The 12,095-nt window shown below is 69.4% G+C and carries 8 protein-coding genes; 7 read left to right on the top strand and 1 reads right to left on the bottom strand.

The annotated features are described in order from the left end of the window. Positions 1-340: 340 nt before the first annotated feature. The 5 genes from ACWGDX_RS10580 to ACWGDX_RS10560 all read left to right on the top strand — a co-directional run bounded on the left by ACWGDX_RS10580 (position 341) and on the right by ACWGDX_RS10560 (position 8,273). Positions 341-2,008 carry a fumarate hydratase gene (locus tag ACWGDX_RS10580; protein WP_453624196.1) on the top strand — a complete coding sequence of 556 codons (1,668 nt, stop codon included), beginning with the start codon at positions 341-343 and terminating at the stop codon, positions 2,006-2,008. Between the two features lie 115 nt (positions 2,009-2,123). After that, positions 2,124-3,521 carry a class II fumarate hydratase gene (locus ACWGDX_RS10575; RefSeq protein WP_453624194.1) on the top strand — a complete coding sequence of 466 codons (1,398 nt, stop codon included), beginning with the start codon at positions 2,124-2,126 and terminating at the stop codon, positions 3,519-3,521. A 23-nt stretch (positions 3,522-3,544) separates the two neighbouring features. Continuing rightward, a complete protein-coding gene (fomD, locus tag ACWGDX_RS10570) occupies positions 3,545-4,219 on the top strand; it encodes a cytidylyl-2-hydroxypropylphosphonate hydrolase (RefSeq protein ID WP_453624192.1) in 675 nt (224 codons plus the stop codon). 519 nt (positions 4,220-4,738) lie between these two features. Beyond that, entirely contained in the window at positions 4,739-6,619 is a 1,881-nt protein-coding gene (locus tag ACWGDX_RS10565) for a SpoIIE family protein phosphatase (protein WP_453624190.1), read from the top strand. 190 nt (positions 6,620-6,809) lie between these two features. Next, positions 6,810-8,273, top strand: a complete 1,464-nt coding sequence (locus ACWGDX_RS10560; RefSeq protein WP_453624189.1) for a catalase — start codon at positions 6,810-6,812, stop codon at positions 8,271-8,273. 112 nt (positions 8,274-8,385) lie between these two features. Here ACWGDX_RS10560 and ACWGDX_RS10555 read toward each other — a convergent pair whose 3' ends face one another. Beyond that, the gene (locus ACWGDX_RS10555) at positions 8,386-10,629 is read right to left on the bottom strand and encodes a transglycosylase domain-containing protein (protein WP_453624187.1); all 2,244 of its coding nucleotides are present in this window, start codon (positions 10,627-10,629) and stop codon (positions 8,386-8,388) included. Positions 10,630-10,877: 248 nt separating this feature from the next. Between ACWGDX_RS10555 and ACWGDX_RS10550 the strand changes: the two genes are divergently transcribed. Both ACWGDX_RS10550 and ACWGDX_RS10545 read left to right on the top strand, forming a co-directional pair. After that, a complete protein-coding gene (locus ACWGDX_RS10550; RefSeq protein WP_453624185.1) occupies positions 10,878-11,816 on the top strand; it encodes an SPFH domain-containing protein in 939 nt (312 codons plus the stop codon). After that, positions 11,762-12,040, top strand: coding sequence for a hypothetical protein (locus tag ACWGDX_RS10545; protein ID WP_365902666.1), 279 nt, complete (start codon positions 11,762-11,764; stop codon positions 12,038-12,040). The genes ACWGDX_RS10550 and ACWGDX_RS10545 overlap by 55 nt, the downstream gene beginning before the upstream one ends. The last annotated feature ends 55 nt before the right edge of the window (positions 12,041-12,095 follow it).

The following is a 12,095-nucleotide window of genomic DNA, read 5'->3' as shown; positions in this document are numbered from 1 at the left end:
GTGGATCGCAAGGCGGAGGAGGGAGCCCACGCGGAGCGTAGGCGACCGACGACAACGCGGCGAGGCGCGGCACCAGGGCACGCGAGCCCAGCAAGATCCAAACGAGAGGCCCTAGGGCTTGTCCGGTCCGAGTCACGGCGCGGAGTCCCGCGGCCGCCGCACCGACCGCCGCAGCCGCCGCGCCGCCGCCACAACACCACGCCGGCCGGCCTCGGTCGCCGCGCCGGCCCCTCGCACTGAGCCCTACCTCACAAGCGCGGTGTCCATGCGGCGCCCTACGCTGGAGGGCGCGTCGCCAATGGAGGCCGCGCCGCCGTCTGTCGAGTGAGGAATGGCCGTAATGCCAGAGTTTGCGTACTCCGATCTGCTGCCGCTGGGAGAGGACACCACGCCCTACCGGCTGGTGACCGCCGAGGGTGTCTCGTCCTTCGAGGCCGACGGGCGTACGTTCCTCAAGGTCGAGCCGGAGGCGCTGCGCACCCTCGCCGCCGAGGCGATGCATGACATCTCGCACTATCTGCGCCCGGCCCATCTCGCCCAGCTCCGCCGGATCGTGGACGACCCCGAGGCGTCGTCGAACGACAAGTTCGTGGCGCTCGATCTGCTGAAGAACGCGAATATCGCGGCGGCGGGTGTTCTCCCGATGTGCCAGGACACCGGTACGGCGATCGTGATGGGCAAGCGCGGACAGAACGTACTGACCCGGGGCGGCGACGAGGAAGCCCTTTCGCACGGTATCTACGACGCGTACACCAAGTTGAATCTGCGTTATTCGCAGATGGCCCCGCTCACCATGTGGGAGGAGAAGAACACCGGCTCGAACCTGCCCGCGCAGATCGAGCTGTACGCGACCGACGGCGGCGCGTACAAGTTCCTCTTCATGGCGAAGGGCGGCGGCTCCGCCAACAAGTCGTTCCTCTACCAGGAGACCAAGGCGGTTCTCAACGAGGCCTCCATGATGAAGTTCCTGGAGGAGAAGATTCGTTCGCTGGGTACGGCCGCCTGCCCGCCCTACCACTTGGCGATCGTCGTGGGCGGTACATCGGCCGAGTTCGCCCTGAAGACCGCGAAGTACGCCTCCGCGCACTATCTGGACGAATTGCCGTCCGAGGGTTCCCCGACCGGTCATGGCTTCCGTGACAAGGAGCTGGAGGAGAAGGTCTTCGAGCTGACGCAGCGGATCGGTATCGGCGCGCAGTTCGGCGGCAAGTACTTCTGCCACGACGTACGGGTGGTGCGCCTGCCGCGCCACGGTGCCTCGCTGCCGGTCGCGATCGCCGTCTCCTGCTCGGCCGACCGCCAGGCCGTCGCCAAGATCACCGCGGAGGGTGTCTTCCTCGAACAGCTGGAGACCGACCCGGCGCGCTTCCTGCCGGACACCACGGACGAGCACCTGGACGAGGGCGGCGACGTCGTACGGGTCGATCTCAACCGTCCGATGGACGATGTGCTCGCCGAGTTGACGAAGTATCCGGTCAAGACCCGGCTCTCGCTCACCGGGCCGCTCGTGGTCGCCCGTGACATCGCGCACGCCAAGATCAAGGAGCGGCTGGACGCGGGCGAGGAGATGCCGCAGTACCTGAAGGACCACCCGGTGTACTACGCGGGCCCGGCGAAGACGCCCGAGGGGTACGCGTCGGGATCCTTCGGCCCGACGACGGCCGGCCGGATGGACTCGTACGTGGAGCAGTTCCAGGCGGCGGGCGGCTCGAAGGTGATGCTCGCCAAGGGCAACCGTTCGAAGCAGGTCACCGACGCCTGCGGCGCGCACGGCGGCTTCTACCTGGGCTCGATCGGCGGCCCGGCGGCGCGGCTCGCGCGGGACTGCATCAAGAAGGTCGAGGTCGTCGAGTACGAGGAGCTGGGGATGGAGGCGGTCTGGAGGATCGAGGTGGAGGACTTCCCCGCGTTCATCGTCGTGGACGACAAGGGGAACGACTTCTTCACCGAACCGGCTCCGGCGCCCACGTTCACCAGCATTCCGGTCCGCGGCCCCGGGCTCGTCTGACCCCGGCCCGCCCCGCCGTGCCGTCGCCCCGGCCCGCCGTCACCCTTTCGTGGGAACGCTTCCCGGGAACACCACGGTGCGGCCGGACGCTCTTCTTGCAGGAGGTACGACGACGATGACGACCGACGAGATCCAGTACCGCACCGAGCACGACTCCATGGGTGAGGTACAGGTCCCCGCGCACGCCAAGTGGCGCGCCCAGACACAGCGCGCGGTGGAGAACTTCCCCATCTCGGGCCAGCGTCTGGAGCGTGCCCATATCGAGGCCCTGGCCCGGATCAAGGCCGCCGCCGCCAAGGTCAACGCCGATCTCGGGGTGATCGACAAGGACATCGCCGACGCCGTCCAGGACGCGGCGGCCGAGGTCGCCGCGGGCCGCTGGGACGAGCACTTCCCGGTGGACGTCTTCCAGACGGGCTCAGGTACCTCCTCGAACATGAACACGAATGAGGTGCTCGCCACACTCGCCACCGAGCGTCTCGGCCGTGAGGTCCATCCGAACGACCATGTCAACGCGTCGCAGAGCTCCAACGACGTCTTCCCGTCCAGCATCCATATCGCCGCGACCGCCGCCGTCACCGGCGAGCTGATCCCGGCGCTGGAGCACCTGGCCGCCGCCCTGGAGCGCAAGGCCGGGGAGTTCGGCTCGGTGGTCAAGTCGGGCCGTACGCATCTGATGGACGCCACGCCCGTCACGCTGGGCCAGGAGTTCGGCGGTTACGCCGCGCAGATCCGATACGCGGTGGAGCGGCTGACCGCATCCCTCCCCCGGCTCGCCGAACTGCCCCTCGGCGGTACGGCGGTGGGCACCGGTATCAACACCCCGCCCGACTTCTCCGCCGCGGTGATCGCGGAGGTGGCCCGCGCCACGGGACTGCCGCTGACGGAGGCCCGTAACCACTTCGAGGCGCAGGGGGCGCGCGACGGGCTCGTGGAGACCTCGGGACAGCTCCGTACGCTGGCGGTCTCCCTCACCAAGATCTCCAACGATCTGCGCTGGATGGCCTCGGGACCGCGCACCGGACTGGCCGAGATCAGCCTCCCGGATCTCCAGCCCGGCTCCTCGATCATGCCCGGCAAGGTCAATCCGGTGATCCCGGAGGCCGTGCTGATGGTCGCGGCGCAGGTCACCGGAAATGACGCCACGGTCGCGGCGGCCGGCGCCGCGGGGAACTTCGAGCTGAACGTGATGCTCCCGGTGATCGCCAAGAACCTCCTGGAGTCCGTACGGCTGCTGGCCAACGTGTCCCGGCTGCTGGCGGACCGTACGGTCGACGGCATCGTCGCGCACGTCGAACGGGCCCGTGGGTACGCCGAGTCGTCGCCCTCCGTCGTCACCCCGCTGAACAAGTACATCGGGTACGAGGAGGCGGCGAAGGTCGCCAAGAAGTCCCTGGCCGAACACCGCACGATCCGGGAGACGGTCCTGGAGCTCGGCTATGTGGAGCGCGGGGATCTGACCCTGGAACAGCTCGACGAGGCACTGGACGTACTGCGGATGACCCGCCCGTGAGCGAGCGGGCCTAGGATCTGCGCATGACAGAGACGGCGGCGGCCGGGCACTGGGCGCCCGGCACACAGATTCTGTGGCGGTACCGGGAGAACGCCGGTGATCGGGTGCACATCTGCCGTCCCGTCACGGTCGTCGAGGACTCCGCCGAACTGCTCGCCGCCTGGCTGGCGCCGGACACACCGTGTATGAAGCCGGCCCTCGCGGACGGCTCGCCGATCCAGAACGAGCCGCTGGCGACCCGCTACACCACACCGCGCACGGTGGTGCGTGACCGGTGGTACGGAATGGGCGTGCTGAAGCTGGCGCGGCCCGGTGAGCCATGGTCGGTGTGGCTGTGGTGGGAGCGCGACTGGCGGTTCCAGAACTGGTACGTGAATCTGGAGGAGCCCCGCACCCGCTGGGCCGGTGGCGTCGACTCGGAGGACCACTTCCTCGACATCGACGTCTTCCCCGACCGGAGCTGGCGGTGGCGCGACGAGGACGAGTTCGCCCAGGCCCAGCAGGACGGGCTGATGGGGCCCGCCCAGGCACGCCGGGTCAGGGAGGCGGGGCTCGCGGCGATCGAGGTCGTCAACGGCTGGGGCGCGCCGTTCCGCGACGGCTGGGAGCACTGGCGGCCCGAGCCCCACTGGCCGGTGCCCGAGCTGCCCGACGACTGGGACCGGGCTCCGGAGTGCGCCCGGGTACAGGCCCGTTGAGCGCCCCGCCGCGCGGCTGCCCGCACAGCTCTTCGTACAGTCGTACGGACAGCTCTCCTTACCGCCGAAGACATGACCAAAGACATGGCCGGAAGCGGTCCGCGTGGCTGGAACCGTGCTGACCAAGACCGTGATCACAGGGGCGTCGCAGCCGACGTCATGAGACCCTTGATGTGCCCCCAGGGTTCAAACGTAGGATCGTCCTCCGGAAGACTGCACCGGGGCAACGGGTGTGCACAGCAACCGGCCTGACCGCTAGTCACACCGCATGTCACCAGACGTCACACCGTTAGCCGCTACGACCGCACGTCATGACGACCGTGAGTCACTACGAGGGGGTGGAGGAGCCATGTGCCGCGGGCCCAGCAGGAACCACCAGACGCCCCCGGGTGTCCCGAGCCGCACCGGACACCGAACACGGTCCGGGCGCAGACCCCGGCGGGAAACGGCACGGCCGGGGTCCGACCCGGTCGCAGTGACCGCATCGCACCACCGGCCCGGACGGACGGAATCCCACGCGTGACGGAGCACCCACCCTCCCACGAAGGCAGGCAGCCGCTGGCTGCCCGGCCGCAGGAACGCACGCGCCCGCGGCAGGAGGCGGGCGCCTCCGGGATGCCGGGGCCCTCCGTGCCGCCGCCCGCGCCCGCGCCCGACCCCACGGCGACGGCGCGCCGCGAGGGCGACCGGCTGCGCTTCGTGGGCGCCGCGACGCGCCGTATCGCGCGCGGCATAGACCTGGACGAGATCGTGCTCGGACTCTGCCGCGCGACCGTGCCGACGTTCTCCGACGCCATACTCGTCTATCTCCGCGATCCGCTGCCCGTCGGCGACGAGCGCCCGGTGTCGCCCTTCGTCCTGCGGCTGCGGCGCACCGACCGGCTGCGGCTGACCGACGAGGACACCGAGACCGGCGGTATCCCGCTCCAGGTCAGCGACGCGCTCCGGCTGCCGATCCTCGACCCCCAGTCGGATGTGATGCCGGCCGCGGAGCTGTGCGAGGTCGGCTCGGGCGGTGCGCTCTCCGAGGTCCTGCGGGGCGTGCGCCCGGTCTTCGGCGACTCCGCCGCGGCCCGCGCCGCGCTGCCGGAGCTGCTGGGCGCCGACCGCACCGTACCGACCGGTCACCGCGCGATCCTCGCGCCGCTGCGCGGACGCCGGCGCGTCATCGGCGCGGCCGTCTTTCTGCGCAGGCCCGACCGCGCCGCCTTCGAGCCGAACGATCTGCTGGTCGCGGCGCAGCTCGCCACGCACACGGCGCTCGGGATCGACAAGGCGGTGCTGTACGGGCGCGAGGCGTATATCGCCGACGAGCTCCAGCGCACGATGCTGCCGGAGAATCTGCCGCAGCCCACCGGGGTCCGGCTGGCCTCCCGCTATCTCCCGGCCGCCGAGACCGCCCGGGTCGGCGGTGACTGGTACGACGCGATCCCGCTGCCCGGCAGCCGGGTCGCCCTGGTCGTCGGCGATGTCATGGGCCACTCCATGACCTCCGCCGCGATCATGGGCCAGCTCCGTACGACGGCGCAGACCCTCGCCGGTCTGGATCTGCCGCCGCAGGAGGTGCTGCACCATCTCGACGAGCAGGCGCAGCGGCTCGGCTCGGACCGGATGGCGACCTGCCTCTACGCGGTCTACGACCCGGTCTCGCACCGGATCACCATCGCCAACGCGGGCCATCCACCGCCCATACTGCTGCATCTCGGCGGCCGGGCCGAGGTGCTCCGGGTGCCGCCGGGTGCGCCGATCGGCGTCGGCGGGGTGGACTTCGAGGCCGTCGAGCTGGACGCGCCCGCCGGGGCGACCCTGCTGCTCTACACGGACGGGCTCGTCGAGTCGCGGCTGCGCGACGTATGGACGGGGATCGAGCAGCTCCGGGAGCGGCTCGCGGCCGCCGCGCAGCTCACCGGGCCGGATCACTCGCCGCCGCTGGAGGCGCTCTGCGACGACGTCCTCGACGTCCTGGGCCCCGGCGACCGTGACGACGACATCGCGCTGCTCGCCGCCCGCTTCGACGGGATCGCGCCGAGCGATGTGGCGTACTGGTTCCTGGACCCGGAGGACGCCGCTCCGGGACGGGCCCGGCGGCTGGCCAGGAGGGCGCTGGCCCGCTGGGACCTGGAGGAGCTGAGCGACTCGGTCGAGCTGCTGATCAGCGAGGTCGTCACCAATGCCGTGCGGTACGCCGAGCGTCCGGTGACCCTGAGGCTGCTCCGTACGGATGTACTGCGCTGTGAGGTCGGGGACGATTCGCCGCAGCTCCCCCGGCAGCGGCGGGCCCGGGACACGGACGAGAGCGGACGGGGACTGTTCCTGGTCAACCGGCTGGCGCGGCGCTGGGGAGCCACGCGGCTGTCCACCGGGAAGGTGGTCTGGTTCGAGCTGCCGACCCGGATGTGATCCGGATAAGTCGGCCGGCACCGATGCCGATCAGAAACGACAAAGACCACCAAAGGGACCAAGAAGGACAAATATAGATGTTGCCGACATGGTGTGGGAGGGCTTGACTGGGGAAGGCGCTCTCAATGAACGCTGCCATTCCCCGGGGCGCCCCCGGTTTCCCGGGCCTGCAATCGACGGGAGGACGTTCGTGAGCGGGTCATCCCCCAGGACGGCTTACACCACCAACAACGTCGGCATCCCGGTGGAGAGCGACGAATACTCGCTCACCATCAGTCCCGACGGGCCGATCCTGCTGCAAGACCACTATCTGATCGAGAAAATGGCCCAGTTCAACCGGGAACGGGTCCCCGAACGCGTGGTCCACGCCAAGGGCGCGGGCGCGTACGGCGTCTTCGAGGTGACGAACGACGTCAGCCAGTTCACCAAGGCCGATCTGTTCCAGCCGGGCAGGCGCACGGAGATGCTGGCCCGGTTCTCCACGGTGGCCGGCGAGATGGGCTCGCCCGACACCTGGCGCGACCCCCGCGGCTTCGCGCTGAAGTTCTACACCGAACTGGGCAACTACGACATGGTCGGCAACAACACGCCGGTCTTCTTCGTCCGTGACCCGAGCAAGTTCCAGGACTTCATCCGCTCGCAGAAGCGCCACCCGGCCACCGGGCTGCGCAACAACGACATGCAGTGGGACTTCTGGACCCTCTCCCCCGAGTCCGCGCACATGGTCACCTGGCTGATGGGCGACCGGGGCATTCCGAAGTCCTTCCGGCATATGAACGGCTACAGCTCGCACACCTATATGTGGGTGAACGGCGCGGGCGAGCGGTTCTGGGTGAAGTACCACTTCAAGACCGACCAGGGCATCGACTACTTCACCCAGGCCGACGCCGATCTGATGGCCGGTACGGACGGGGACCACCACCGCCGCGATCTGTACGAGTCGATCGAGTCGGGGAACGCGCCGACCTGGAGCCTGAAGGTCCAGATCATGCCGTTCGAGGACGCGGCCGACTACCGGTTCAATCCGTTCGATCTGACCAAGGTGTGGCCGCACGCCGACTACCCGCTGATCGATGTGGGCCGGATGACGCTCGACAAGAATCCGGACGACTACTTCGTCCATATCGAGCAGGCGGCGTTCGAGCCCTCGAATCTGGTGCCGGGCATCGGCCCGTCGCCGGACAAGATGCTGCTCGGGCGGCTCTTCTCGTACCCGGACACGCACCGCTACCGCATCGGCCCGAACTACACCCAGCTCCCGCCGAACCGGCCGCGGGTGCCGGTGCGCTCGTACGCCAAGGACGGACCGATGCGGTACGAGCCGTCGACGGCGGCCAGGCCGTACGCGCCGAACTCGTACGGCGGTCCCGCGGCCGACACGGAGCGCTTCGGCGACCCGGCGGGCTGGGCCGCGGCGGGCGAGATGGTGCGCGAGGCGTACAAGCTGCACCGCGAGGACGACGACTGGGGCCAGGCGGGCACACAGGTCCGCGAGGTCCTGGACGACGCCGCGCGCGACCGGCTGGTGTCGAACGTCAGCGGGCATCTCGCCCAGGGCGTGTCCCGGCCGGTGCTCGACCGGGCGATCCAGTACTGGCGCAATATCGACAAGGTGATCGGCGACCGCATCGCCAACAAGATGAACGGCGGCTGACCGGCGCGTCCGGCCTTCCGGCAGACACATCCGACGCGGAGGGCGGCCCCCCATGGGCCGCCCTCCGTCAGCCCTTCGGCCGCCCTCCGCGAGCCGCGTCGGCCGCCCTCGGTCAGCGCGTGGGACGGATCCGCGGGGTGTGTACGCCGCCGGAGGGGACACCGCCGGTCTCCCCGCCGTCGGGCTCGCCGCTGCTGGACTCCCCGGGACCGGGCTCGCTGGCCGGCGGGCTCTCCTCGGGCGTCTGGGGCGCGCTCTCGCTCGGGGTCTCCGCCGGCGGCTGCGGCTCCTGCTCGGGGGGCTCGGACGGTGACGGCGGCTCGGAGCTGGGCGTCTCGCTCGGTACCGTCTCGCTGGGCGTCATCGTCGGCTCCTCGCGTACGGGCTCGGTGATCCGCAGATCGAACCGCGCGTCCGAGCCGCCGTCCAGCGCGCCGAGCGTGTAGTCCGCCCAGATCCTGGCGGGGAAGCCGCCGCCGTTGGCACGGCCGCTGTTGGCGGTGCCGGTCAGACTGACCTGCTCGCCGCCCTCCTTGGTGGACTCGCCGAAGAGCGCGACGACCGTGGTGAGCTGGGGGGTGTAGGCGGCGAACCAGGCGGATTTGTTCTTCTCCGAGGTACCCGTCTTGCCCGCCGCGTCATAGGCGGACGTATCGGCCTCGAAGCCCGAGCCGTTGTCCACGACGCCTTGCAGCACACGGGTCACGGTGTCGGCCGTCTCCCGGCTGACCGCCTGCTTGCCGACCGGGTCGGGCAGCTCGACCGTACGGTCCTTGTGCGAGGCCGACTTCACGATCGCCGGGGTGACCTTCCTGCCGTGGTTGTCGAGCGTCGCGTAGACGCCCGCCATGTCCCAGGTGGAGGCGTTCATCGTGCCGAGTGTGATGGCGGGGCGCTCGGGGAAGGCCTTGCCGTCCGGCATTCCGAGGGCCAGCGCGGTCCGCTTGACCTTGGCGGGGGTGACATCGACCACCATCTGCGCGAAGACGGAGTTGATGGACTTGTTCATGGCGGTCTGGACGTTCACCCAGCCGTAGTCCTGGTCGTCCTCGTTCTGCGGGTCGAAGGGGGTGTCGCTGCCCACGACCGGCCGTCTGCTGGTGCCGTCGTACCGCGTGTTGACGCCGATCCTCTCGCCGTCCTGGGTCTTCGAGCCGTTCTCCAGGGCGGAGGCGAGCACGACCGGCTTGAAGGTCGACGCGGGCTGGTAGTCCGCGCGGGTGGCGTTGGAGATCCAGTGTTTCGTGGCGCTCGTGCCGCCGTAGAGCGCCACGACCCGTCCGGTCTTCGGGTCCACGGAGGTCGCACCCGCCTGCACCGTCGCGTCCGTCTTGTTGTTCTCGCGGTCGAGCTTGCTCTCCAGCTCCTTGTCGACCGACTTCTCCAGCTGCTGCTGCCGCTTCCTGTCGATATTGAGCGTGATCGTCCAGCCGCCCGCGTCGATGTCCGCCTTGTCGACCCCCTGGCGTGCCAGCTCGTCGTCGGCGGCCTCGACCAGATAACCGGTCTGGCCCTCCATGCCACGGGGAGCCTTGGGCTCGTGCGGTACGGGGAACTTCAGACCGGAGCGGGCCGACGCGTCCAGCCACTTCATCTCGACCATGTTGTCGAGGACATAGTTCCAGCGCTCGGTCACCAGCCGCTTGCCGGTGTCGCCCGCCACGGCCCAGTCGTACTGGCTGGGGGCCTGGAGCAGCGCGGCGAGATACGCGCCCTGGGCGACATTCAGCCGGACCGCGTCGACGCCGTAGTACGCCTGGGCCGCGGCCTGGATCCCATAGGCGCCGCGGCCGTAGTAGCTGGTGTTGATGTACCCGGCGAGGATCTCGTTCTTGTCCTTCTTCCGGTCCACCTTCAGGGAGATCACCAGCTCCTTGAGCTTGCGGGTGACCGTCTGGTCCTGGTTGAGGTAGTAGTTCTTGACGTACTGCTGGGTGATGGTCGAGCCGCCCTGCTTGCCCTTGCCGGAGATGGTGTTCATCAGACCGCGCGCCGTGCCCTTGATGTCGACGCCGGCGTCCTGGTAGAAGGTCTTGTTCTCGGCGGCGACGAAGGTCTGCTGGACCTCCTTGGGTATCTGCTCCAGACCGACGATCTCGCGGTTGATCTTGCCGGTACGGGCCAGGATCGTGCCGTCGCTGTACTTGTAGACGTTGCTCTGCATCTCGGCCTGCGCGTTGGCGCTCGGCACCGGGACGAGCAGATAGATCACGACGAACCCGCCCATGCCGAGCAGGCAGAGCCCGAAGAAGGTGCCGAGCAGCTTCTTCGGCGTGAGGAAGCGGCGTATGCCGCCCTGCTTCGGCGCCCGGCGCGTGCCACGCCCCCGCGCCCGTCCGGCTTCAGCTCGGCCCATCGCCGTGTCGCTCCGCTCTCAGGTCGTATCGGTCAGGACTCACGCTCGCTCATCGGGATCAGCTCAGAAAACTAACACCGCCCGCTGTGACAAAGAGCATTGATCCTGACTTTCCGGACGTGACAATCCGCACCCATCCCGATGGAACCGACTCATGAGACGGCCCGAGGGTTGCCAGAATCGATAATGTGCTAGCACAATGCTAGCTACCGCACGATCGCGGACCAGCACGGAAACGGGGCATAGGGATGACTCTGACCAGTACGAAGACTCCGGTGGACGATCTGCCGGAGATGCCGGACCCGCAGGTGCGGGAGTACTCGGCCCAGAGCAGCGGGGGCGCCCTCGCGCTGCTGCTCGGACTGCTCGGCCTCGCCGCCGGCACGCTCCTGATCATCTTCGGCGCGCTGCTCGACTCGGCCGGCGCCAAGTCGGCGGTGATCGTGACCGGCTCGCTGGTGGTGGTCGCCGCGGTGCTCGTCCTGTGCGGACTGAACATGGTGGCGCCGGGCGAGGCCCGGGTGGTCCAGCTCTTCGGCCGCTACCGCGGCACGGTCCGCACCGACGGACTGCGCTGGGTGAACCCGCTCACCACCCGCGTCAAGATCTCGACGCGGGTACGGAACCACGAGACACCGGTCCTCAAGGTCAACGACGCCTACGGCAACCCGATCGAACTGGCCGCGGTCGTGGTCTGGCGGGTCAAGGACACCTCGCAGGCGCTGTTCGAGGTGGACGACTTCCTGGAGTTCGTCTCCACCCAGACCGAGGCCGCCGTACGGCACATCGCCATCGAGTACCCCTACGACAACCACGACGAGGAAGGCCTGTCGCTGCGCGGCAACGCCGAGGAGATCACCGAGAAGCTCGCCGTCGAACTCCGCGCACGGGCGGAGGCGGCCGGTGTCGACATCATCGAGTCCCGCTTCACACATCTCGCCTACGCCCCCGAGATCGCCTCGGCGATGCTCCAGCGCCAGCAGGCGGGCGCGGTCGTGGCGGCCCGCAGGCAGATCGTGGACGGCGCGGTCGGCATGGTCGAGGCGGCGCTGACCCGGCTCACCGAGCAGGACATCGTGGAACTGGACTCGGAGCGCAAGGCCGCGATGGTGAGCAATCTGCTGGTGGTGTTGTGCGGGGACCGCTCGGCGCAGCCGGTCGTGAACACGGGCACGCTTTACCAGTGACCGAACGCAAGCAGGTGCTCCTGCGACTGGATCCGGCGGTGTACGACGCCCTGGCACGCTGGGCGTCCGACGAACTGCGCAGCGCCAACGCGCAGATCGAGTTCCTGCTCCGCCGGTCCCTGGCGGACGCGGGCCGCCTCCCGGGCGACGCGGCTCCGATCCCCCGCCGGGGCCGCCCCCCGAAGGCGACACCACCCCCCTCGCCGCCCGGCCAGGACGGGTGACCGCGGCAGGCCTCCCGGCGGACTCCACCGGGAGGCCTACCCGCTATACACAGCG

The organism is Streptomyces sp. NPDC055025, assembly GCF_053608565.1.
This window is presented reverse-complemented; position numbering and strand designations above follow the sequence as displayed.